Source organism: Microbacterium sp. Z11_20 (assembly GCF_057197605.1).
Map to the genome: position 1 here is coordinate 124,128 of NZ_JBXVOQ010000002.1, position 21,445 is coordinate 145,572.

General features: G+C 71.1%; 21 protein-coding genes and 1 tRNA gene. 10 read left to right on the forward strand and 12 right to left on the reverse strand.

Annotation, left to right across the window (positions count from 1 at the left end):
- Position 1: 1 nt before the first annotated feature.
- Positions 2 to 2,185 carry an alpha-ketoacid dehydrogenase subunit alpha/beta gene (locus AC2DFQ_RS05570; RefSeq protein WP_484533205.1) on the reverse strand — a complete coding sequence of 728 codons (2,184 nt, stop codon included), beginning with the start codon at positions 2,183 to 2,185 and terminating at the stop codon, positions 2 to 4.
- A gap of 165 nt (positions 2,186 to 2,350) precedes the next feature.
- On the opposite strand from AC2DFQ_RS05570, the gene AC2DFQ_RS05575 reads away from it, so the two are divergent.
- On the forward strand, positions 2,351 to 2,893 hold the full coding sequence (locus AC2DFQ_RS05575; RefSeq protein WP_484533206.1) for a VOC family protein: 543 nt from the start codon (positions 2,351 to 2,353) through the stop codon (positions 2,891 to 2,893).
- An 11-nt stretch (positions 2,894 to 2,904) separates the two neighbouring features.
- Positions 2,905 to 3,579 carry a GntR family transcriptional regulator gene (locus AC2DFQ_RS05580; RefSeq protein ID WP_484533207.1) on the forward strand — a complete coding sequence of 225 codons (675 nt, stop codon included), beginning with the start codon at positions 2,905 to 2,907 and terminating at the stop codon, positions 3,577 to 3,579.
- Positions 3,580 to 3,646: 67 nt separating this feature from the next.
- Here AC2DFQ_RS05580 and AC2DFQ_RS05585 read toward each other — a convergent pair whose 3' ends face one another.
- The 3 genes from AC2DFQ_RS05585 to AC2DFQ_RS05595 are packed head-to-tail and all read right to left on the reverse strand — an operon-like array spanning position 3,647 to position 6,295.
- Entirely contained in the window at positions 3,647 to 4,852 is a 1,206-nt protein-coding gene (locus tag AC2DFQ_RS05585; RefSeq protein ID WP_484533208.1) for an acetyl-CoA C-acetyltransferase, read from the reverse strand.
- A complete protein-coding gene (locus AC2DFQ_RS05590) occupies positions 4,849 to 5,502 on the reverse strand; it encodes a CoA transferase subunit B (RefSeq protein WP_484533209.1) in 654 nt (217 codons plus the stop codon). The genes AC2DFQ_RS05585 and AC2DFQ_RS05590 overlap by 4 nt, the downstream gene beginning before the upstream one ends.
- Position 5,503: 1 nt before the next feature.
- On the reverse strand, positions 5,504 to 6,295 hold the full coding sequence (locus AC2DFQ_RS05595; protein WP_484533210.1) for a CoA transferase subunit A: 792 nt from the start codon (positions 6,293 to 6,295) through the stop codon (positions 5,504 to 5,506).
- Positions 6,296 to 6,423: 128 nt separating this feature from the next.
- Between AC2DFQ_RS05595 and AC2DFQ_RS05600 the strand changes: the two genes are divergently transcribed.
- On the forward strand, positions 6,424 to 7,206 hold the full coding sequence (locus tag AC2DFQ_RS05600; protein ID WP_484533541.1) for an IclR family transcriptional regulator: 783 nt from the start codon (positions 6,424 to 6,426) through the stop codon (positions 7,204 to 7,206).
- A gap of 12 nt (positions 7,207 to 7,218) precedes the next feature.
- Here the strand turns inward: AC2DFQ_RS05600 and AC2DFQ_RS05605 are convergent, their stop codons facing one another.
- Both AC2DFQ_RS05605 and AC2DFQ_RS05610 read right to left on the reverse strand, forming a co-directional pair.
- A complete protein-coding gene (locus tag AC2DFQ_RS05605) occupies positions 7,219 to 7,902 on the reverse strand; it encodes a response regulator (protein ID WP_484508207.1) in 684 nt (227 codons plus the stop codon).
- On the reverse strand, positions 7,899 to 9,479 hold the full coding sequence (locus AC2DFQ_RS05610; RefSeq protein ID WP_484508208.1) for a sensor histidine kinase: 1,581 nt from the start codon (positions 9,477 to 9,479) through the stop codon (positions 7,899 to 7,901). Before AC2DFQ_RS05610 ends, AC2DFQ_RS05605 begins: the two co-directional genes overlap by 4 nt.
- Before the next feature lie 145 nt (positions 9,480 to 9,624).
- On the opposite strand from AC2DFQ_RS05610, the gene AC2DFQ_RS05615 reads away from it, so the two are divergent.
- Entirely contained in the window at positions 9,625 to 11,061 is a 1,437-nt protein-coding gene (locus AC2DFQ_RS05615) for a cation:dicarboxylate symporter family transporter (protein ID WP_484533211.1), read from the forward strand.
- A gap of 43 nt (positions 11,062 to 11,104) precedes the next feature.
- Here the strand turns inward: AC2DFQ_RS05615 and AC2DFQ_RS05620 are convergent, their stop codons facing one another.
- Positions 11,105 to 11,737, reverse strand: coding sequence for a DnaJ family domain-containing protein (locus AC2DFQ_RS05620; protein WP_484508210.1), 633 nt, complete (start codon positions 11,735 to 11,737; stop codon positions 11,105 to 11,107).
- Between the two features lie 106 nt (positions 11,738 to 11,843).
- Between AC2DFQ_RS05620 and AC2DFQ_RS05625 the strand changes: the two genes are divergently transcribed.
- The 4 genes from AC2DFQ_RS05625 to AC2DFQ_RS05640 all read left to right on the forward strand — a co-directional run bounded on the left by AC2DFQ_RS05625 (position 11,844) and on the right by AC2DFQ_RS05640 (position 17,104).
- The gene (locus AC2DFQ_RS05625) at positions 11,844 to 12,866 is read left to right on the forward strand and encodes a LacI family DNA-binding transcriptional regulator (protein ID WP_484508211.1); all 1,023 of its coding nucleotides are present in this window, start codon (positions 11,844 to 11,846) and stop codon (positions 12,864 to 12,866) included.
- Positions 12,867 to 12,965: 99 nt separating this feature from the next.
- On the forward strand, positions 12,966 to 14,582 hold the full coding sequence (locus AC2DFQ_RS05630) for a xylulokinase (RefSeq protein WP_484533212.1): 1,617 nt from the start codon (positions 12,966 to 12,968) through the stop codon (positions 14,580 to 14,582).
- A gap of 55 nt (positions 14,583 to 14,637) precedes the next feature.
- Positions 14,638 to 16,149 carry an L-arabinose isomerase gene (gene araA / locus AC2DFQ_RS05635; protein ID WP_484533213.1) on the forward strand — a complete coding sequence of 504 codons (1,512 nt, stop codon included), beginning with the start codon at positions 14,638 to 14,640 and terminating at the stop codon, positions 16,147 to 16,149.
- 1 nt (position 16,150) lies between these two features.
- Positions 16,151 to 17,104 carry an aldose 1-epimerase family protein gene (locus AC2DFQ_RS05640; RefSeq protein ID WP_484533214.1) on the forward strand — a complete coding sequence of 318 codons (954 nt, stop codon included), beginning with the start codon at positions 16,151 to 16,153 and terminating at the stop codon, positions 17,102 to 17,104.
- Positions 17,105 to 17,111: 7 nt separating this feature from the next.
- On the opposite strand, the gene AC2DFQ_RS05645 is transcribed toward AC2DFQ_RS05640, so the two are convergent.
- From AC2DFQ_RS05645 to AC2DFQ_RS05655, 3 genes are all read right to left on the reverse strand, one after another.
- On the reverse strand, positions 17,112 to 17,678 hold the full coding sequence (locus AC2DFQ_RS05645) for a hypothetical protein (protein WP_484533215.1): 567 nt from the start codon (positions 17,676 to 17,678) through the stop codon (positions 17,112 to 17,114).
- A gap of 9 nt (positions 17,679 to 17,687) precedes the next feature.
- On the reverse strand, positions 17,688 to 18,101 hold the full coding sequence (locus AC2DFQ_RS05650; protein WP_484508216.1) for a DUF4383 domain-containing protein: 414 nt from the start codon (positions 18,099 to 18,101) through the stop codon (positions 17,688 to 17,690).
- Positions 18,102 to 18,255: 154 nt separating this feature from the next.
- Positions 18,256 to 18,456: a hypothetical protein gene (locus tag AC2DFQ_RS05655; protein WP_484508217.1), complete on the reverse strand. Its 201-nt coding sequence runs from the start codon at positions 18,454 to 18,456 to the stop codon at positions 18,256 to 18,258.
- A 161-nt stretch (positions 18,457 to 18,617) separates the two neighbouring features.
- Here AC2DFQ_RS05655 and AC2DFQ_RS05660 point away from each other — a divergent pair, with 161 nt between their 5' ends.
- Positions 18,618 to 19,199, forward strand: coding sequence for an asparagine synthase (locus AC2DFQ_RS05660; RefSeq protein WP_484508218.1), 582 nt, complete (start codon positions 18,618 to 18,620; stop codon positions 19,197 to 19,199).
- A gap of 81 nt (positions 19,200 to 19,280) precedes the next feature.
- On the opposite strand, the gene AC2DFQ_RS05665 is transcribed toward AC2DFQ_RS05660, so the two are convergent.
- Positions 19,281 to 19,353, reverse strand: a tRNA-Arg gene (locus AC2DFQ_RS05665).
- Positions 19,354 to 19,496: 143 nt separating this feature from the next.
- Between AC2DFQ_RS05665 and AC2DFQ_RS05670 the strand changes: the two genes are divergently transcribed.
- On the forward strand, positions 19,497 to 20,993 hold the full coding sequence (locus tag AC2DFQ_RS05670) for an L-serine ammonia-lyase, iron-sulfur-dependent, subunit alpha (RefSeq protein WP_484533216.1): 1,497 nt from the start codon (positions 19,497 to 19,499) through the stop codon (positions 20,991 to 20,993).
- 5 nt (positions 20,994 to 20,998) lie between these two features.
- On the opposite strand, the gene AC2DFQ_RS05675 is transcribed toward AC2DFQ_RS05670, so the two are convergent.
- The gene (locus tag AC2DFQ_RS05675) at positions 20,999 to 21,442 is read right to left on the reverse strand and encodes a MarR family winged helix-turn-helix transcriptional regulator (RefSeq protein ID WP_484533217.1); all 444 of its coding nucleotides are present in this window, start codon (positions 21,440 to 21,442) and stop codon (positions 20,999 to 21,001) included.
- Between the last annotated feature and the right edge of the window lie 3 nt (positions 21,443 to 21,445).

The following is a 21,445-nucleotide window of genomic DNA, read 5'->3' on the forward strand; positions in this document are numbered from 1 at the left end:
GTCAGGCTCCGAATCCGGCGCGGACGGCCTCGAGGGCGACGACCACTTCTTCAGTGCGGGCGATGGCGGCGCGCTCCAGCACCCGGGAGATGCTCGGGGATGCTTCGCCGCCCGTCACCCGCGCGATGGGCTGGTCGAGGTAGTCGAAGTAGCGACGCTGGATCTCGTCGGCGAGCCATGCGCCGTACGAGGTGCCCTGGGCGCCCTGTTCGACGATGAGCACCGCGTTGGTCTTGCGGATGCTCTCGCCGAGAGTGTCCCAGTCGATCGACGCGCGGTCGAGCCAGCGCAGGTCGATCAGCTCGGCGTCCACGCCGGTCTGCTCGATCGCCTCGGCGGCGTGGGCGACCATCGACAGGTAGCTGATCACGGTGACCTCCGCGCCTTCACGGACGACCGCGGCGCTTCCCGGCGGGATGATGTAGTCGAGGTCTCCCTCGGGCACCTCATCGGCCTTGCCGTACAGATCGACGTGCTCGATGACGAGCACCGGGTCCTGCAGGGCGAGCGCGGCGTTCATGAGACCGACGTAGTCGCGGGCGTTGGATGCGGCGACGATGCGCCATCCGGGGCTGGTGGCGAAGATGCCGGCGGGGTCCATGAGGTGCTGCGAGCCGTAGCCCGAACCCATCGCGATCTTGGTGCGGAGCACGAGCGGCACGGGGTTCTCCCCGCCGAACATGTGGCGGGCCTTGCCGATCTGGTTGAAGACCTGGTCGGCGGCCACCCACATGAAGTCGGGGTACATGAACTCCACGACCGGGCGGAACCGGCCGTCCAGTGCCAGTCCGCCGCCGAGACCGACGAACGCGTTCTCGCTGATCGGCGTTCCCATCACGCGGTCGGGACCGTACTTCTTCGCCAGACCCTTGGTCGCACCGTTCGTGCCGCCGTTGAGCTTGTGCACGTCTTCGCCCATGACGACGATGCGCGGGTCTTCCTCCATGCGCCGGTCCATGACCTCGGCCACCGCGTCGACGAACTTCACCGGGCGGGTGGCGGCCGTGGCATCCAGCTGGGGGAGACCCTCGAGCTCGCTGGCATCACCGCGCACGCCGACGTTCACGAACGTCGTCTCGGGCCACAGCTCGGGACGGATGCGGCGCTTGCCGGGGCGGTCGGGGTCGGCCTCGACGAGGGCGTTCACGGCGGCGGTCATGGCCTCCTGGACGCGCGTGCGCAGCGCTGCGACAGCCTCGTCGTCGATCAGGCCGCGGTCGCGCATGCGACTCGCGGTGAGGTCGAGCGGGTCGCGGGCACGCCACGACGCCTCTTCTTCCTTCGTGCGGTACCCGAAGGCGCTGCCGGGGTACGGGCCGTTCTGGTGGAAGAAGCGGTAGACCTGCGCCTCGATGACGGCGGGGCCTTCGCCCGACCGCATCCGCTCGGCCGCTTCCTGCGTGGCGAGGTACACCGCGAGCGGGTCCATGCCGTCCACGCGCCACGAGGGGATGTGGAAGCCCTGACCGCGGACGGAGAAGCGCGTGTCGGCGGTGATCTCGTCGGCGCGGGTGGAGACGCCGTACATGTTGTTCTCGACGAAGAACGCGACGGGGAGCTTCCAGGTGGCGGCGAGGTTCATCGACTCCAGCACGGAGCCGATCTGGGCGGCGCCGTCGCCGAAGTAGTTGATGGTGAGGTCGGTGTCGGTCGCGCTGCTGTGCTTCTGCGCCCAGGCGTTGCCCGCAGCCATGGGAGCGCCGCCGCCGACGATCGCGTTGGTGCCGAGAGCGCCGGCTTCGAACCACTGCAGGTGCATCGACCCGCCGCGGCCGCGGCAGTAGCCCTGGGCGAGTCCGAGGATCTCGGCGAGGGTGCGCTGCAGGACGGTCTGGATGTCGTCGTTCACCGGGGTCGCCGGGTCGATGGTTCCACCGCTCACATGCGTCAGCGCCTTCGCGAGGAACTGATGGTGGCCGCGGTGCGAGCCGTTCACGCCGTCGCTCGAGCGCAGCCCGACGATCGAGCCGACGGCGCCGCCCTCCTGACCGATGCTGGAGTGCGCGGGGCCGTGCACCAGGCCTTCGCCGGCCAGTTCGAGGACCGACTCCTCGAACGCACGGATCAGGTGCAGCTGGCTGAGCATCGTGCCCAGCAGCGCGGGGTCTGCCGCGTTCCAGTCGTCCTTGGTCGTGGACAGTTCGATCCAGTCCACGCCGGTCGAGAGTTTCTTGCGCTCAGGCATCGTCGCCTCATCCATCCCGCGGGCCATACGGCCGGTCCGCTCCTTCGAGAGTAGGGGAGGATTTGATCCAATTCAAGTGTTGGCGGCGAATACTTCGAGAGAACTCTGGGCAGAGGGCACGCAAATGGATACGATGTCTCTCACCAGTCGACGAGGAGGTCGCGTATGACTCAGGGCAACCGCCCCGGAATCCCGGGCCTGCGAGGATCGGATCACATCGGCATCACGGTGCCCGACCTCGACGAGGCGCACACCTTCCTCGTCGACGTTCTGGGAGCCGAGTACATCTACACCCTCGGCGAGAAGCGGGCCGATGACGATTGGATGCAGGTCCAGATCGGCGTGCACCCGCGAACCGTCATCCGCGAGATCCGGTTCTACCGGCTCCAGACCGGGGTGAACCTGGAGGTCTTCCTCTACGACGCCGCCGACGGCCAGAACCCGCAGCCACGCAACAGCGACATCGGCGGGTACCATCTGGCTCTGTACGTCGATGACATGGATGCCGCGGTGGACTACCTCCGCGCATCCGGTGTCGAGGTGATGGGCGAGCCGGTCGCGAGCAAGCAGGCGGCTCTCGGCCAGCGGTGGGTCTACTTCCGCGCCCCGTGGGGGCTCCAGTTCGAGCTCGTCAGCTACCCCGACGGCAAGGCGTACGAGGCGGACGCGTCGCGGCTGCTGTGGAAGCCCACCGACCCGGCTGCATGAAAGGACTCATGATGGCCCCTCCGCGTGCGGGAGTGCACGGCGCCACCGGCGCGCGCATCGCCGCGACCCTGCGCGACGCCATCCTCGACGGCGAGTACACGCCGGGCGAGCGGATCCGCCAGGACGACCTCGCCGAGCGTCACGGCGCCAGCCGGCTCCCGGTGCGGGAGGCGCTGCGGATGCTGGAGGCCGAGGGTCTGGTCACCCTGGTGGCGAACACGGGGGCGTGGGTGTCGACCCTCAGTGCCGACGAGTGCCAGGAGCTGTACCTCGTGCGCGAGCGGCTCGAGCCGCTGCTGTGCAAGATGAACGTTCCGCTGATCACCGATGACGAGATCCAGCGCCTGCAGAACCTCGCCGATCGGATGGAGGAATCCGCCGACGTGGAGGAGTTCCTGACGCTGGACCGCGAGTTCCACCTGCTGGGGATCGATCACGTCGACACCAGCGTGCTGACCGACCTGGTCAAGAGTCTGTGGAACCGCACTCAGCACTACCGGCGCGCGGCGACGCGGCTCTTCTGGAGCGAGGGGGATCGCGGCGTCCACCACGACCACCAACTGCTCGTCGGAGCGCTGCGCCGCCGCGACGCCGACGACGCCGAGATGCTCCTGGCGCAGCACATCCGCCGGAGCCGCCTCGAGCTGTCGCGGCATCCGGAGGCCTTCGACCTCCCCGCCCCCTAGGTCGACTCGCCAGCTTCGGTCGGATTTTCGCCCGAAACCCGACGTTTTGTGGCGAGTCGACAGGGGGTCAGCGGGTGAGGATGAGGGCGTCGCCCTGGCCGCCGCCGCCGCAGAGCGCGACCGCGGCCGTGCCCGAGCCGCGGCGCACGAGCTCGTGCACGGCGTGCACGACGAGGCGGTTGCCGGATGCTCCGATCGGGTGGCCGATCGCGATGCCGCCGCCGTGGATGTTGACGACGTCGTCGGAGAGTCCGAGTTCGGCCTGGGAGCGGGCGACCACCGCCCCGAACGCCTCGTTGATCTCGACGAACGTGAGGTCGGACGGCGTGATGCCCGCCTTCTCGCACGCCTGCACGATCGCGCGGGACGGCTGCTCATGCAGCGAGTTGTCGGGGCCGGCGACCTGACCGCTGGCGCCGACGACCGCCAGCACGTCCCAGCCGTTCTCGTCCGCGTGCGAGCGGGAGGTGACCACGACCGCGGAGGCGCCGTCGGAGATCTGCGACGAGTTCCCGGCCGTGATCGAACCGCCCTCGGCGAATGCGGGCCGAAGCCTCGACAGCGTTTCGACGGTCGTGTCGGGGCGCACACCCTCGTCGGTGGTCACCACGACGGGTCCCTGAGCCTGTCGGGGGGCGCCCTTGCGCTGCGGGATCTCCACCGGCACGATCTCCGCGTCGAAGATCCCCGCCGCCTGGGCTGCGGCGACGCGCTGGTGCGAGCGGGCGGCCACGGCGTCCTGCGCCTCGCGTGACACCTCGAACCGCGCGTTGGCGCGCTCGGTGGAGGCGCCCATGCTCTCGTGGTCGTACGCGTCGGTCAGGCCGTCGTAGGCCATGTGGTCCAGCGCTTCGATCGATCCGTACGTCCAGCCCTCCCGCGACCCCACGAGCAGGTGGGGGGCACGTGTCATCGACTCCATGCCGGCGGCGACCACGACGCGCGCATCGCCGGTGCGGATCATCCGGGCGGCGTCGATGATCGCCGTCAGGCCGGACAGGCACACCTTGTTCACGGCGGAGGCGTGCACGTCCCAGCCGATCCCCGCCGCGATCGCGGCCTGGCGCGCCGGGTTCTGCCCTACGCCGGCCGGCAGTACCTGCCCGACGATGACCGCATCCACCGCGTCGGCGGGGATGCCGCCCCGCTCGAGCGCACCGCGGATGGCGATTCCGCCGAGCTGCGTCGCGGTGAACGGTGCGAGCTGGCCCTTCAGGCGCCCCTGCGGTGTGCGGGCGGCGGCCACGAGGACGATGTCGTCGTCGGGGATCATGAATTCTGCTCCTGGGGGATGCGGACGAGAAGAGGCGGTTCGGTGGCCGCGAGAACATCCTCCACCGTCACGCCGGGGGCGGTCTCCACGAGCACGAGTCCGTCGTCGGTGACGTCGATGACGGCGAGGTCGGTGATGATGCGGTCGACCACACCTCGGCCGGTGAGCGGGAGGGTGCAGGTGTCGACGATCTTCGGGGAGCCATCACGGGCGACGTGCTCCATCAGCACGATGACGCGCGCGGCCCCGTGCACGAGATCCATCGCGCCGCCCGGGCCCTTCACCATCTTCCCGGGGATCATCCAGTTCGCCAGGTCCCCGCTTCGCGAGACCTGCATCGCACCGAGGATCGCGGCGTCGATCTTGCCGCCTCGGATCATTCCGAAGCTGAGCGCCGAGTCGAAGAACGCCGAGCCGGGGAGGGTCGTGACCGTCTCCTTGCCGGCGTTGATGAGGTCGGGATCCACGTCGTCCTCGGCCGGGTACGGGCCGACCCCGAGGATGCCGTTCTCCGACTGCAGCACCACCGTCATATCGTCGGGAACGTAGTTCGGGACGAGCGTGGGCAGGCCGATGCCCAGGTTCACATACGATCCGTCCGCGAGCTCGCGGGCGGCGCGGGCCGCCATCTCCTGCCGGGTCAGAGCCATGTCAGTTCCCCTCGGTTCCCGCGCCCGCCGACGGACGCACGGTCCGCCGTTCGATGCGCTTCTCGATGCCGGTGCCGACCTCCACGATGCGGTGCACGTAGATGCCGGGAAGGTGGATGCTGTCAGGGTCGAGCTCGCCCGGTTCGACGAGCTCCTCGACCTGCGCGATGCAGACGCGCCCGGCCATCGCGGCGAGCGGGTTGAAGTTGCGCGCAGCCTTGTTGAACACGAGGTTGCCGTGCCGGTCTCCGCGCAGCGCGTGGACGAGGGAGAAGTCGGTGACGATCGCCTCTTCCAGGACGAACTCGCGCGGCTGACCACCCACCTCGAACGTGCGGACATCCTTCACCGGAGATGCCAACGCCACGCCGCCCGACCCGTCGTACCTGCGCGGCAGTCCGCCCTCGGCCACCTGCGTGCCGACGCCGGTCTGCGTGTAGAACGCGGCGATGCCCGAGCCGCCGGCGCGGAGCTTCTCGGCGAGCGTGCCCTGCGGCGTGAGTTCGAGTTCGAGTTCGCCGGAGAGGAACTGCCGTTCGAACTCCTTGTTCTCCCCGACGTAGGAGGAGGTCATCTTGCGAATGCGGTGCGCGTTCAGCAGTAGCCCGAGCCCCCAGTCATCCACCCCGCAGTTGTTCGAGACGATCGACAGCCCGCTCGTGCCCTGGGCGAGGAGCGCCTCGGTCAGGGCGATGGGGTTTCCCGACAGGCCGAAGCCGCCGACGGCGAGGGATGCTCCGTCGGGGATATCGGCGACGGCCTCCGTCGCCGAGGGCCAGGTCTTGTCGATCACGTGCGACTCCTTCGTCCTGCGGCGCGCAGCGATGCGCGCCGCATCCCATCGTCGGCTGCCGCCGCGCTGCGCGCGTAACGGGGTGTTGCGATGTGGATACCGGGGGCCGTAACGTCCATATCGTGGACATCCCGGCCGACCGACGCACTGTTCCGGGCGCGCAGGCCGTGGCGCGCGCGGCGCGTCTCCTGCGCCTGGTGACCGCGGCCGGGGCGGACGGGGCGGCGATCGCGCTGCTGGCCGAGCGCGCGGATCTCACGCGGCCCACGGTGCACCGACTGCTCACGGCGCTGCGTCGCGAGGGGCTCGTGGACCGCGACGACGCCACCGGCCGTTGGATGCCGGGGCCCGAGCTCTACCTGATGGGGACGGTTGCCGCATCGCGCTACGACATCACGCCGACGGCGCGCGACATCGTCCGGTCGCTGGCCGTCCGCACCGAGGAGAGCGCGTTCCTGTCGGTGCGCCGCGCGGATGAGACGGTGTGCCTCGTGCGCGAGGAGGGGAGTTTTCCCATCCGCTCGTTCGTGCTCGCAGAGGGGGTGCGTTTCCCGTTGGGCGTGGCATCCGCCGGGCTGGCGATCCTTGCCTTCCTCCCTCCTCACGATGTGGACGCCTATTTCGAACGGCATCCCGGACTCGCCCGCTCGTGGGGGGCGTCGCACGGCGAGAAGCGCTTGCGCGCGCGCCTGCGGGAGACGCAGGAGCGGGGCTACGCCGTCAACCCGGGGCTCATCGTCGAGGGGAGTTGGGGCATGGGCGCCGCGGTGTTCACGCGCGAGGGTGATCCGCAGTGGGCGCTGAGCCTGACGGGCGTTCAATTCCGGTTCGGGCCGGATCGGATTGCCGAGCTCGGTCGCACGCTCCTGGCCCATGCGCATCAGCTCACCACGCGCATCGCGCAGCGCTGACCTGCGCGCGCCTCAGCGAGAGCGCACCCAGGCGTAGGTGATCTCGGGCCGGCCGGGGGTGCCGTGGCGGGGCACGCGGGTCGTACGGCCTTCCTCGACGAGGTGCTCGAGGTAGCGGCGCGCCGTGACGCGCGATATCCCTTCGGCCTCGGCCACCTCGGTCGAGGAGAGGGCCCCGCCGGCCTCGCGCACCCGCGCCGCCACCGCGACCAGCGTCTCCTCGGACAGGCCCTTGGGGAGGGGAGGCGGGGTAGCCCGGAGCGTCCCCAGCAGCGCATCCACCTCCGACTGCGTGGCGGCTCCCTGGGCCTGGGCCATCCCGACGACGTAGGTGCGGTACGACTCGAGTCGCTCGCGGAAGACCGCGAAGGTGAAGGGCTTGATGAGGTAGTGCACCACGCCGATGGAGACCGCCGCCCGCACCGTCGCGGCGTCCCGGACCGCCGTGACCGCGATGATGTCGACCTCGGCGCCGTGGGCGCGGGCCAGGCGCGCGATGTCGAGTCCGCCGCCGTCTGGAAGGGTCAGGTCCAGCAGCACGAGGTCGACGGCGCGGCGGGGGTCGGTCAGGGCAGCCAGAGCCGCGCGCGCGCTGGAGGCGACGCCCGCGACCTCGAACCCCTCGATGCGCTGGAGGTACGCGGTGTGGAGTTCGAGTGCGAAGGCGTCGTCGTCCACGACCAGCACCCGGATCACGGTCGCACCCCGGGAAGCCGCACGCGCACGCACGTCGGGGGTCCATCGACGCGGAGGGAACCGTGATGTGCCGTCACGATGTCGCGCACGAGGGCCAGGCCCACTCCCCGCGTCCCGCTGGCACCGGCCGGCTTGGTGGTCGCACCGAACGCGAACGGGTCGGGGAGGCTCCGCGCGAAACCCGGCCCGCTGTCGGTCACCGACAGCTCGACATCGTCGCCGGCCTCGCGCAGGTCCACGCGTACCCAGCGTGGCTCCGGGGCGCCCGCAGCGGCATCGAGAGCGTTGTCGACGAGGTTGCCGAGGATGGTCACGGCGTCGGCCGCGGGGATGCCCAGGGGCGGCGTGGACGGGGCCACGTCGACATCCAGTGACACGCCGCGCTCCGCGGCGTCGTCGAGCTTGCCGAGCAGGAGCGCCGCGACGACGGCGTCGGGCGATCCGGCGACGAGGCGATCGGCCAGCCCTTGCCGATGCTGCGAGCGCTCGGTGAGAAGCGCGCGAGCGTCGTCCACGCGGTCGAGCTCCAACAGGGCGAGGATCGTGTGGAGCCGGTTGCCGTGTTCGTGGGTCTGGGACCTGAGCGTCTCGGTCAGCGTGCGGACGCTCTCCAACTCTCCCATGAGCGCCTGCAGTTCCGACCGGTCGCGGAGGGTCATGACGTGCCCGCGCTCGGAGGTGCGGCGCCCGCGGAGATCACGGACCTCCTCCTGATTGACGAGGAGGACGCGGGCACCGGCGACGACGGTCTCCTCGACCATCCGGCGCCCCTCGCGCAGCGCGTCCCGCAACACCGGGGGGATGCCGGCCTCGCCGGGGTCGAGGCTGACCAGCCCCGTGCGCGCGGGGGGAAGCCCGAGGAGGGCGGCGGCCTCATCGTTGTAGAGGCGGATGCGGCCCTCGCCATCGGTGACGACGAGGCCCTCGCGGATGGAGTGCAGCACGGTCTCGTAGTTCTCCACCATGCGCGTCAGCTCGTCGGTCGTCAGTTCGCCGGCCACCCGACGCGCGGAGCGCCGCACGAACACCGCGCCCAGAAGGCCGAGACCTACGATGGCCCCCGTCACGACCACGATGAGCGGAACCCGCGGTGCCAGCTGGGCCTGCACGGATTCGAGCGTCTCCCCCACCGACACCAGGCCCACCACCTCACCGTCGTCCTGGATCGGCGCGATCGTCCGCACCGACGGCCCGAGCGTCCCCTCGTACACCTCGGTGAAGGTCCGCCCCGCAAGGGCCGGTGCCCTGGACCCGAGGTAGGGCTCCCCGATCTCCTCCGGGTTGCGGTGCGTCAGGCGGATGCCATCGGGGTCCATGATCGTGACGAACGAGACGTCGGCATCGTCCATCACCTCCTCCGCGATGCGCTGCAGCCCGACGGAATCGCCCTCGGCCGTCAGGGCGGCCACGGCCGGCTCATGGGCGAGGGTCTCGGCCACCGAGCGCGTGACGGCCTCCGCCTCCCGCCGGCCGGAGTCGGCGAGCTGGACGCCGAGGACGATCGAGAGCACCGCGCCGGTGGCCACCGCCGTGCCCAGCGCGACCAGCGCCAAGCGGCCACCCACGGTGAGTCTCACGCCACACACCCTTCCGCCCCGCCTCAGCGCGCGCCGTGAACAATACGACCACAACTGGTCGGGGGCGTCCCGGTTCCTCCACAGTCGAGGCAGCAACGGCACCCGCCGGGCTCGACGACGACGTTGGAAGAGGGGATGGGCGCTGATGGCTCTGTCACTCCGCACGGCACGACACGGGCGACCCCGGAAGAGGATCGACCGCAATCATTGGCTCTATATCGCGGTCATCGTGGCCGTGGTGCTCGGCATCATCGTGGGCCTCGCGGCGCCCGGCCTCGGCGTCGCGCTCGAGCCGATCGGCCAGGGCTTCGTGAGCCTCATCAAGATGATGATCGCCCCGGTGATCTTCTGCACCATCGTCGTGGGCATCGGATCGATCGCGAAGGCCGCCACCGTGGGGAAGATCGGGGGCCTCGCGCTGGGGTACTTCCTGGTCATGTCCACCTTCGCCCTGGCGATCGGGCTGGTGGTCGGCAACATCATCCACCCCGGCGAGGGGCTGGACATCGGCGGAGCGGCCTACGAGGTGGAAGGCGAAGCGGAGAGCACCGAGGAGTTCGTCCTCGGGATCATCCCGACGACCTTCTTCTCCGCCTTCACCGGCGGCAGCATCCTGCAGGTGCTGTTCATCGCGCTGCTGGTGGGCTTCGCGCTGCAGCGGATGGGCGAGCGTGGCGCGCGCATGGTCGAGGCCGTCCGGAGCTTCCAGGTGCTGGTCTTCCGCATCCTGGGCATGATCCTGTGGCTGGCGCCCCTGGGGGCGTTCGGGGCGATCGCCGCCGTTGTGGGTCGGACGGGATTCCAGGCGGTGGTGAGCCTCGGCGTCCTGATGCTCGCGTTCTACCTCACGTGCTTCCTGTTCATCTCCCTCGTGCTGGGCGTGATCCTGTGGGCGGTCACACGCATGAACGTCTTCCGCCTCATGGGGTACCTCGCCCGGGAGTACCTGCTCATCGTGGGCACGTCGTCCTCGGAGTCGGCCCTGCCGCGGCTCATCGCGAAGATGGAGCACCTCGGCGTCTCGCGTCCCGTCGTGGGCATCACCGTCCCGACGGGGTACTCGTTCAACCTGGATGGCACGGCCATCTACCTCACGATGGCCTCGCTGTTCATCGCGACGGCGATGGGCCAGCCCATGTCGCTGGGGGAGCAGATCGGCCTGCTCGTGTTCATGATCATCGCCTCCAAGGGCGCCGCGGGCGTCACCGGAGCGGGTCTGGCCACGCTCGCCGGCGGCCTGCAGGCCTACCGTCCCGACCTCGTGGACGGGGTGGGAGTGATCGTCGGTATCGACCGGTTCATGTCGGAGGCGCGCGCCGTGACGAACTTCACCGGCAACGCCGTGGCGACCGTTCTCATCGGCCGGTGGACGAAGCAGTTCGATGCGGATCGGGCGCGAGAGGTGCTGGCGGGCCGCCTGCCCTTCGACGAATCCATGCTCACGGGAGATCCGGCCGGCGCCGCGGCTCAGGAGCAGGACCGGGTCGGCGGCGACCCCGACGGAGAGCCGCCCGTGGACACGCGGGCGCTCGACGCGTTCCGGGCGCGCGCTGCCGCGGCGCAGCCCACCGAGCGCGGCTGATACCGCGGGATCCGGCCGGCGACTTTCGGCGTCGCGGGCCGGATCAGGAGGGGTGGTGGGGGCGACGCATCCGGATGCGGAAGCGCCGGCGGCGGCGCTCGAGAGGCGGCGCGGATGCGGCGGCCGCCGCCATGCGCGCGTCTCGTCTGGCCTCCCACGCGGCGACATCGGCGGCGACGTCACGCGTCGGGGTCACCACGGGCGGTCCGCCCAGCAGCTGACGGCGCGCCTCGATGACGCGGCGGTTGAAGTCCTCGACCGCCTCTCGCACGTCGCTCTCGCGAGAAAGCGCGTCCAGCCGCTCCTCCATCTCGGCGTGCTCGACGCGCAGGGTGAGGGCGGGCGGCCCGAGACCGGTGAGCTTCTCGGTGGCGATCTTGCGGCGGATCCACCAATCCGGGTCGTGGCTCTCGCCGAGGCCCGGTAGCGGTTTCCCGGCGCCGGGGAGGTTCTCGAAGTCGCCCCGGCGGATGGCCTGCTGGATCGAAGTCTCCACATACGCGGTGCGCTCGGCCGCGCTCGAGCCGCGCTCGGGTGCCTCGGCCTCGCGCATCTCCGCCAGGGCCGCGGCATCCTCGGGCGACAGGCGTCCCGCGCGCGCTTCCCGCTCCAGGCGGTACCGCGCGGCGGCCTGCCTCGGATCCTCGCTCATCAGCACCTCCACAGGGATCTGCATCGAGCCTAGAACGGCCTGGGCGCGGGGGCTCCGGGGCATGCGCGCGGGCCGGCGCTCGCGCGCTAGGGTGAGCGGCGCGGCCGGGGCGCCGCGGGAAGGCGGCAGCATGGGCGAGGACGCGCGCGCCGGTTCCCCGCGCGCCGCCCGCGCGGGCGTGCGCGATGTCGCCCGGGCCGCGGGCGTCTCCCCGCAGACGGTGTCCCGCGTGCTCAACGGTCACCCCAGCATCCGCGACGACACGCGAGCCCGCGTGCTCGAGGCCGTCGCCGCGCTCGGGTACCGGATGAACAACGCCGCCCGCTCGCTGGGAACGAGCACGACCCGGACGCTCGGCGTGGTGGCTTCGGATGCCGCACTCTACGGCCCGTCGGCCGGAATCGCCGCGCTCGAGAGCGCCGCCCGCGCGAACGGGCGCTGGGTCGCCACGGCCTACGCCGACGCGGCCGATGCGGCGTCCGTGGTCGCCGCCGTGCAGCACCTGCTGTCTCAGGGGGTGGACGGCATCGTCCTGGTGGCCGCCCACACCCGCACGAGCGAGGCGGTCGCCGCGGCCGGGGCCGGCGTGCCGGTGATCGCCCTGCACGACGAGGCCGGCGCCGACCGGCAGGCGGAGGGAGCGGCCCTGGCCGTCCGGCACCTGGTCGGCCTCGGACATCGGCGCATCGCCGAGGTGAGCGGCCCGGCCGACTGGACCGAAGCCGTGGCGCGCTCACGGGGGGTCGCCACCGCCCTCGCCGAGGCCGGCCTCGACCCGGCCGGCCGGTGGGAGGGCGACTGGAGCGCCGCGGCGGGCGCCGCCGCAGCCGCTGCCGTGGCCGAGGCCGCGGCGCGTCCGGGAGGCCCGACGGCGGTCGTGACGGCCAACGATCAGATGGCGCTCGGACTGATCGCAGGGCTCCGCGCTCGTGAGGTCGAGGTGCCCGCCGCCGTCAGCGTCGCGGGGTTCGACGACAACCCGGATGCCGCCTTCTATCGCCCGGCGCTGACCACGGTGCGCCTCGACCTGGCCGGGGAGGCGCGTCGGGCCGTCGCCGCGGTCATCGGAGAGCCGCAGGTGGTCGCCGGCCCCGCACCGCCGCGGCTGATCGAACGGGCGTCCACGGCGGTCCCGCCGCGGTCCGGCCCCTGACCGCTCGCGCCCACCCGGTCGCGCCCACCCCCCTCGCGCCAGCCGGATGATACCGGTAACATTTTGCCAGAGATCTCGCCCGCAGACGATGGAGCCCCCGTGACGATTCCCGCCGAGACCGCCGGAGCCGACCGCATCCGGAGCCAGATCCTCTCCGGCCGCACGGTGCTCGGCATCGAACTCGGCTCGACCCGGATCAAGGCCTGCCTGGTCGGCGAGGACCCCGCGGAGGTCATCGGAGTCGGCAGCGCGGCGTGGGAGAACGAGTACGTCGATCGCACGTGGACGTACTCGCTGGATGCGGTGGACGAGGGGCTGCGCGCCGCCTATGCCGACCTTCTCGGCGACGTGGAACGCCGGTACGGCGTCCGGCCGGAGACGTACGCGGCGATGGGCGTCTCGGCGATGATGCACGGCTACCTCGCCTTCGATGGCGCGGGCGAGCTCCTCGTCCCCTTCCGCACGTGGCGCAACACGTCGACCGGTGCGGCCGCGGCCGAGCTCACCGAGCTGTTCGGTGTGAACATCCCCCTCCGGTGGTCCATCGCGCACCTGCACCAGGCGGTCCTGGACGACGAGCCGCACGTGCCCCGCATCCGCTCGCTCACCACGCTCGCCGGATACGTTCACGAGCGACTGACCGGTCGTCGCGTCCTCGGTGTCGGTGACGCGTCGGGGATGTTCCCCATCGACCCGGCGACGAAGACCTACGACCGCGCGCTGCTCGCGAGCTACGACGAGGCCGCGGCCGGCTCGGCCCTGGCCGCACCCCTCGCCGACCTCCTGCCCGAGGTGCTCGTCGCCGGTCGGCAGGCGGGTTCGCTCACCGCCGAGGGGGCGGCCCTGCTGGATCGGAGCGGGACCCTTCGCCCCGGCATCCCGCTCTGTCCGCCCGAGGGCGACGCCGGAACGGGAATGGTCGCCACCCACTCCGTCGCCGCGCGCACGGGGAACGTCAGCGCGGGCACCAGCATCTTCGCGATGGTCGTCCTCGAGCGGCAGCTCGGCCACGTGCACGAGGAGATCGACCTCGTCACCACGCCCGCGGGCGATCCCGTCGCAATGGTCCACTGCAACAACGGGGCGAGCGAGCTCGGCGCATGGGCCGGCGTCTTCGGCCGATTCGCCGAGGCATCCGGCGCCTCGCTGGACGCCGATGCCGTATTCGCCACGTTGCTGACCGAGGCGCTGGCCGGAGAAGCGGATGCCGGCGGAGTGCTCGCCTACAACCATCTCTCCGGCGAGCCGATCGCGGGGCTCGAGGAGGGCCGACCGCTCATCGTGCGCACCCCGGGCAGCCGCCTCACCCTCGCGAACCTGATGCGCGCCCAGGTCTACGGCGTCTTCGGCACATTGAGCCTCGGAATGCGCATCCTCGCGGAGGAGGGCGTGCACCTCGACCAGATGTATGCCCACGGCGGCATCTTCCGAACCGCCGGTGTCGCCCAGCGGTTCCTCGCCGGTGCGCTGGACGCTCCCGTCTCCGTCGCCGAGACGGCATCGGAAGGCGGCGCGTGGGGCATCGCGGTGCTCGCGGCGTACCTCGCCGAAGCGTCGCGCACCGACCTGGACGGTTACCTGAGCGAGCGGGTCTTCGCCGGGGCCGCGGTCACGACCCTCGCTCCCGACCCGGTCGACGTCGCGGGGTACGCGGACTACCTGGAGCGGTACCGCGCGGGCCTTGCGGCCGAGGCCGCCGCGGTCGCCTCCCTGTAAGCCTCCTCCCAGCCCTCACGCCTCCGAGCCGACTCCCCGAAGGGACATCACCCCGATGACACGCACGCCGCTCTCCTCCTCCCTGGATGCCTACGAGGTCTGGTTCGTCACCGGAAGTCAGGCCCTGTACGGCGACGAGACGCTCCGCCAGGTCGCCGAGCAGTCGCAGGTGGTCGTGGCCGGGCTCGACGGTCTGCCCGTGAGGGTGGTCTGGAAGCCGGTGCTGACGGATGCCGACAGCATCCGCCGGCTCGCCCTCGACGTCAACGCGCGCGACGAGGTGATCGGCGTGATCGCGTGGATGCACACCTTCAGCCCCGCCAAGATGTGGATCGGCGGTCTGGACGCCCTCCGTAAGCCCCTGCTGCACCTGCACACGCAGGCGAACGTGGAGCTGCCGTGGTCGGAGATCGATTTCGATTTCATGAACCTCAACCAGGCCGCGCACGGCGACCGCGAGTTCGGGTACATCCAGACCCGCCTCGGGGTGGCCCGCAAGACCGTCGTCGGCCACGTGTCGAACCCGGCCGTACGTCAGCAGGTCGAGGACTGGCAGCGCGCCGCTGCGGGCTGGGCCGCCGCGCGCTCGCTGAAGCTCGCGCGGTTCGGCGACAACATGCGCTACGTCGCGGTGACGGAGGGGGACAAGACCGAGGCGGAACTGCGCTTCGGCGTCCAGGTGAACACCTGGGGCGTCAACGAGCTCGCCGAGGCCGTCGCCGCCGCATCCGATGCCGACATCGACGCCCTCGTGTCCGAGTACGAGGAGCTGTACGACGTCGCGCCCGAGCTCCGCGCCGGCGGTGAGCGCCACCGATCGCTGCGCGACGGCGCCGCCATCGAGCTGGGTCTGAGGTCGTTCCTCGAGGAGGGCGGTTTCGGGGCGTTCACGACGAGCTTCGAAGACCTCGGCGCCTTGCCGCAACTGCCCGGCCTCGCCGTTCAGCGGCTCATGGCCGAGGGCTACGGCTTCGGCGCGGAGGGCGACTGGAAGACGGCGATCCTCGTGCGCGTCGCCCACGTCATGGGCGCGGGCCTCCCCGGCGGGGCGAGCCTCATGGAGGACTACACGTACGACCTCGTCCCCGGAGACGAGAAGATCCTCGGAGCGCACATGCTCGAGGTCTCGCCCTCGCTGACCACCGCCCGGGCCCGCCTGGAGGTGCATCCCCTCGGGATCGGCGGCAAGGACGACCCGGTGCGCCTGGTTTTCACGGCCGACCCCGGACCGGCGCTCGTGGTCGCGATGAGCGACATGCGCGACCGGTTCCGTCTGGTGGCCAACGTCGTCGAGAACATCGACGCACCCGACCTGCCGAAGCTCCCGGTCGGCCGGGCCGTGTGGAAGCCGCAGCCCGACTTCGCCACGTCGGCCGGATGCTGGCTCGCCGCGGGCGCCGCCCACCACACGGTCATGACCACGGCCGTGGGCATCGAGGTCTTCCGCGATTTCGCCGAGATCGCGCGGACCGAGCTCGTCGTGATCGACGAGGACACCACCGTGCGCGGATTCCAGCACGAGCTCCGGTGGAACCAGGCCTACTACCGACTCGCGCAGGGACTCTGACATGGGACGCACGCCCCTCTCCGGCACGCAGCACGTCCTGCGCGCCGGCGACGCCGAAGCCGTCATCGCCGGGGTCGGCGCATCCCTGCGCTGCTACACGCACCAGGGCCGCGATCTGGTCGTGCCCTTCGATGCCGACGAGGTGAGGCCCGGTTATCGCGGCGTGACTCTCGCTCCCTGGCCGAACCGCGTCGTCGACGGACGGTACGCGTTCGACGGGGCAGAGCAGATCCTGCCGCTCACCGAGCGTTCTCGCGGGCACGCCCTGCACGGCCTCCTCGCGTGGACCGATTACGGCGTGCTCGACAAGGGTGCGAGCCACGTGACCCTGTCGGCGACCGTCGAGGCGCAGACCGGATACCCCTGGCGGGTGCTGGTGGAGACGACGTTCGCGCTGACCGCTCACGGGCTCACGCAGAGCGTCCGGGCGCGCACCGACGGAGATTCTCCCGCCCCGTGGGGCACGGGACCGCACCCGTACCTCGTCGGAGGAGACGGGCGCGTGGATGACTGGACGCTGCACCTCCCCGCCTCCCGCGTGCTGGAGGTGACCCCCGAGCGGCTGATCCCGACCCGCCTTGCTGACGTGGAGACCGATCCCGAGCGCTTCGACTTCCGGGACCCGCGCCGGATCGGCCAGGCCCAGATCGACCATGCGTTCACCGGGCTGCACCGCGACGCGGACGGCACCGCGACGGTGACCGTGACGGATGAGGGGGGCCGGGGAGCGGCGATCACCTGGGGTGCGGCGTGCTCGTGGGTGCAGGTGCACACCGCGGACCAACCAGAGGGCGAGGCGTCGCCGGCCCATCGGAGAGGGCTGGCGGTCGAACCCATGACGTGCGCCCCGGACGCCTTCAACGCCGACCGCTACGACTTCGACCCTGGTCTCCTGACCCTCGAACCCGGCGGCGATCCGCTCGAGGCGAGCTGGACGATCCGTCCGATCGGGTGAGGCCGGTTCAGTGCCCGTCGTGCGTGATGGCGGGCACGCTCCCGTCGCCGCGGATGAGCACGGCGTCCTGGGTGGCGCCGAGCGCCGGGGTGACCACGACCGACAGCACTGCCGCGGCGAGGATCAGGCCCCATACGCTCATGGCGCTGTCGGTTCGAACGGCCCGGCGACGCTCGCGGGCGGCATAGACGGCCACGACGAGCACGAGGGCCATGGCGGCCCCGACGGCGAACACGCTCGTGTGTGCGGGGGAGAGCACGAGGAGCATCGCCCCCAGCAGCATCCCCGTCACTGCGGCGGCGAGCACGATACGGGGGATCAGGACGTGGCCGCGGACGAGGCTCGCGGTTCCCCACGCCAGCCACGACAGACCGAGGGCGACCAGCAGCACGCCCGCACCGCGGGTGGCGGCCGAGCCGTCCGGTCCGACGACACCTCCCGCCCCGAGGGCGGCGAGGATCAGTCCGGCGCCCCACGCGGCCACGGCCGGCCAGGAGCCGGTGAACGCGACCGGCACCGCCCCCGCGCGCGATGATGGCGCGGGGGCGGTGCCGGAGGACGCGATCAGGGTCACGCGGGTCGCTTACGCGGTGCGGGTGCGGCTGTCGCGGACGGACTTGTCTGCGGCCAGGCCTACGCCCAGCAGGATGATGGCGCTGGCCAGGTGCAGGAAGTGGTCGGCCACGTTCAGCGCGAGGAAGTTCGCCGGGCCCTGCAGGAAGAAGCCGACGATTCCCAGAAGCAGGTAGGCGGCACCGACGATCACGTTGACCGTCTTGGCCGGGCGCACTCCGGCGATCCCGCCGATGAGCAGTGCCGCGCCGATGAGCAGGTGCGCGATGTTGTGCAGCGGGTTGACCTGGAAGATGCCCAGCAGCAGGCCGCCTTCCGGGCCCACGAAAGCGACATCACCGGTGACGGTGAAGCCGAGCAGACCGATGAGCACGTAGACGGCGCCGAAGATGACGGCAACGAGACGATTCGGTGATGAGCCCATGAGGACCTCCCTGTGTAGGACGCGGCCGAGCCGCATGTTCAAGTGGTTCGGTTCGGTGCAGGAAACGGATTGCCCGCCCTCGGGAGGTGACGAGCCGCGTAGTGAAGGGCCCCGACGATCCGAGGCCTTCCAGGTGGCAGTTGCGACGCGACGCTCAGGGGTCGCGGCGCAACTGCTCGCCCATTTCGTGGCGGTGCTCGGGGTTACCCCCCTCGGCGTCGGCCCGGCGGGTGTCAGCAGCGGGCTGGCTGTTGTCGGCCTTGTCGTTGCTGCCGTCTTTCGCATCCTCGAAGGCTTCCTTCGCCTTGCGTGCGGCCTCGCCCGCGGCGTTCTTGGCGTCATCCATGAGTCCCATGTCTCCTCCTTCCGCAAGAGCTGTTGCCCTGAAGCTAGAGGCGGACCCGGGGGGCGGGAGACGGGGTTGCGTGACGCCGGAGGTCGCGGTATGTGCCGCCTCGGCCCGCGGTGCTCGACGAACGACCCGGGGGCCCGGCCCGCGAGTTGCTAGCCTCGAACATGAGGAGGTGGGCGTTGGGGAGGACGTCGGATGCTGTCGCGGAGGGCGTATCGATCGCCTCGTCCGCCGCGCGACTGACCGTGCGCAACCACATCCTCGTCGAGACGATCGCCGGCGGAGCGACGTTCGACCGCGACGCGCTGGCGGCCTTCGCGCGCGAGACGCTCCTCTCCCTCGCCGAGGAGCAGGAGCGCGCCGCCGACCGCATGCGGGACCTTCGGCGCGGAGCATGGGGCAAGTACTCCACCTCCAGCGGCACCCACGACTACCGCGACCGCGATACCCGCAACCTCCGTCGTCGTCGCAAACAGTACGCCGGGGTGGCCCGCGAACTGCGCGCATGGGCGGACGACGCAGAGCGGGTCTCTGCACTGGTCGACACCGCGCGGGCAGCGGCATGGGGCGACGTCGAGGCCAATCTGCAGCGCCGCCTCGCGGTGGAGGGGATGACGGCGGACGCCGACCCCGACTACGAACGCATGCGCAAGGCGCGGATGGATGCGCTCCGGATGGTGGACCTCCCGAAACTGGCGTCGCAGGCCCGCCGGCGCCGCACCGCGGCGGACGACGTGCCGTCCTGAGGGCGGGTCGAGGGCGGGATGCAGAAATCCCCCGGTTCTCCGTAGAGAGCCGGGGGATTTCTTCACTGTCTCAACACAGTGTGCGCCCGAAGGGACTCGAACCCCCAACCTTCTGATCCGTAGTCAGATGCTCTATCCATTGAGCTACGGGCGCACGGCCTCCGCGCGAAACGGCGCGCAGGCCTCATTGAGAGTACCTCACTCTGCGCCGCCCCCGCGAATCGGGGCCGCGCTTCGGGAGCCCTCCCGCCGCTCGCATTCTCGCGGTCCCGAGGCGCCCGGGCGTACCCTGAACGCATGAGCGCCTACGTTTCGGCGTTCGAGCTGTTCTCCATCGGCATAGGACCCTCGAGCTCCCACACGGTCGGCCCGATGCGCGCCGCGGGCGACTTCGTCACGCGACTCCAGGTGTCCGGCGCCCTCGAAAGCACGGCATCCATCGGATGCGCGTTGTACGGCTCGCTCGGCGCCACCGGCCTCGGCCACGGAACGCCCGACGCGATCGTGGCCGGCCTCCACGGGCACGTGCCGGAGACGGTCGATCCGGCGGTGGTGCGCGCGGCGTGGAGCGGATGGCCCGAGGGGCAGTCGCTGCTCCTCGGCGGTCGGCATCCCATCGCCTTCGTCAAGGACGACATCGTCTTCGCTCCGCGCACGCGGCTGCCGGGGCATCCGAACGCCCTGACGTTCGTCGCCCGCCGCAGCGGGGGAGAGGTGCTCGCGGAGGAGACGTACTACTCCGTGGGCGGCGGCTTCATCCGGCGCGACGGTGAGCCGCCGCGCGTGAGCGCCTCCCGTTTCCCGCTCGATTTCGATGACGCGGCGGGGCTGCTCATGCTCTGCGACGACCAGGGCATCACGATCGCCGAAGCAGCGCGCCGCAACGAGGTGTCGCTGCGCGACGATGCCGAGATCGCCGCGGGCCTGGACCGCCTGTGGGACGCGATGGCCGCGAGCGTTAACGAGGGCCTGCGTGCCGACGGCGTGCTCCCGGGGATGCTCCGGGTCAAGCGCCGTGCGTCGGCGATCCGCGCTCAGCTCGAGGAGGTCGAAGCCGACGGCCGGCGCGAGCTTCCGGGGGAGTGGCTCGGCGCGTTCGCGCTGGCGGTGAACGAGCAGAACGCATCCGGCGGGCGCGTCGTCACGGCGCCCACCAATGGGGCGGCCGGGATCGTTCCGGCGGTGGCGATGTACTGGTGGCGGTTTCTCGCCGATTCGGGGCTCGGCTCCGGCAACGCCGTGACGCCGTACGGCGAGCTGGTGGGCAGCGCCCTCCTCGGGTACGACGGCCACGCGAGCTCCCGCGCGGATGCGGCGGCATGGGACGACGCGCGCGTCGCCGAGGCGAACCGCCGCCGGGGCATCCGCCGGTTCCTCCTGACGGCGACGGCCCTCGGTTCCCTCTTCAAGGCGAACGCGTCGATCTCGGGGGCCGAGGGCGGATGCCAGGCCGAAGTCGGTTCGGCGTGCGCCATGGCCGCCGGGGGACTCACCGCCGTCATGGGCGGCACCAACCGTCAGATCGAGAACGCCGCGGAGATCGCGATGGAGCATCACCTGGGGCTGACGTGCGACCCGGTCGGCGGGCTCGTGCAGATTCCGTGCATCGAGCGCAACGCCATCGCCTCATCCACCGCGGTCGCCGCGGCGCGGCTCGCGCTGCGCGGAGACGGGTCGCACTACGTCTCGCTCGACACGGTGGTCGAGACGATGCGGCAGACGGGCATCGACATGTCCACGAAGTACAAGGAGACGAGCGAAGGCGGTCTCGCCGTCAACGTCATCGAGTGCTGAGGGGCTCAGTACTCCGTGGCACGCGGCTTGCGGAGCTTCGCGGTCAGATCACGCAGCGTCTCAAGCTCGTCGTCGCTCAGGAGTGACATCCTCTCGGCGATCGACGTCGCGTGGATGGCCGCGATGCGGCGGAACAGACTCACGCCGGCATCGGTGGCGCGTACGAGGGCGCCGCGCCCGTCGTCGGGATCCGGGCACTTCTCGATCAGTCCGCGGGCGGCCATCCGGTCGACGAGCCGCGAAACGCTCGGCTGGCTGATCAGCATGTTCGCGGTGACGTCGCGCAGTCGCGCCGTCATGTCGGGTGCGCGGCTGACGGTGAGGAGTACGTCGTACTCCCCGTGCCCCAGATCGGGCCCGGCGAAGTCGAGCTGCAGCTCTTCGAACACCTCGTGCTGCGCGCGGAAGAGGCTCTCCCAGGCATCGACGGCGAGGCGGCGGTCGGTCATACC

Coding starts and splice junctions, on each gene's coding strand:
- AC2DFQ_RS05660 (WP_484508218.1), top strand. CDS start 18,618: ATGAGGAGGTGGGCGTTGGGGAGGACGTCGGATGCTGTCGCGGAGGGC.
- AC2DFQ_RS05650 (WP_484508216.1), bottom strand. CDS start 18,101: ATGGGCTCATCACCGAATCGTCTCGTTGCCGTCATCTTCGGCGCCGTC.
- AC2DFQ_RS05670 (WP_484533216.1), top strand. CDS start 19,497: ATGAGCGCCTACGTTTCGGCGTTCGAGCTGTTCTCCATCGGCATAGGA.
- AC2DFQ_RS05585 (WP_484533208.1), bottom strand. CDS start 4,852: ATGATCCCCGACGACGACATCGTCCTCGTGGCCGCCGCCCGCACACCG.
- AC2DFQ_RS05570 (WP_484533205.1), bottom strand. CDS start 2,185: ATGCCTGAGCGCAAGAAACTCTCGACCGGCGTGGACTGGATCGAACTG.
- AC2DFQ_RS05575 (WP_484533206.1), top strand. CDS start 2,351: ATGACTCAGGGCAACCGCCCCGGAATCCCGGGCCTGCGAGGATCGGAT.
- AC2DFQ_RS05640 (WP_484533214.1), top strand. CDS start 16,151: ATGGGACGCACGCCCCTCTCCGGCACGCAGCACGTCCTGCGCGCCGGC.
- AC2DFQ_RS05580 (WP_484533207.1), top strand. CDS start 2,905: ATGGCCCCTCCGCGTGCGGGAGTGCACGGCGCCACCGGCGCGCGCATC.
- AC2DFQ_RS05590 (WP_484533209.1), bottom strand. CDS start 5,502: ATGGCTCTGACCCGGCAGGAGATGGCGGCCCGCGCCGCCCGCGAGCTC.
- AC2DFQ_RS05655 (WP_484508217.1), bottom strand. CDS start 18,456: ATGGGACTCATGGATGACGCCAAGAACGCCGCGGGCGAGGCCGCACGC.
- AC2DFQ_RS05620 (WP_484508210.1), bottom strand. CDS start 11,737: ATGCAGATCCCTGTGGAGGTGCTGATGAGCGAGGATCCGAGGCAGGCC.
- AC2DFQ_RS05675 (WP_484533217.1), bottom strand. CDS start 21,442: ATGACCGACCGCCGCCTCGCCGTCGATGCCTGGGAGAGCCTCTTCCGC.
- AC2DFQ_RS05625 (WP_484508211.1), top strand. CDS start 11,844: ATGGGCGAGGACGCGCGCGCCGGTTCCCCGCGCGCCGCCCGCGCGGGC.
- AC2DFQ_RS05615 (WP_484533211.1), top strand. CDS start 9,625: ATGGCTCTGTCACTCCGCACGGCACGACACGGGCGACCCCGGAAGAGG.
- araA (WP_484533213.1), top strand. CDS start 14,638: ATGACACGCACGCCGCTCTCCTCCTCCCTGGATGCCTACGAGGTCTGG.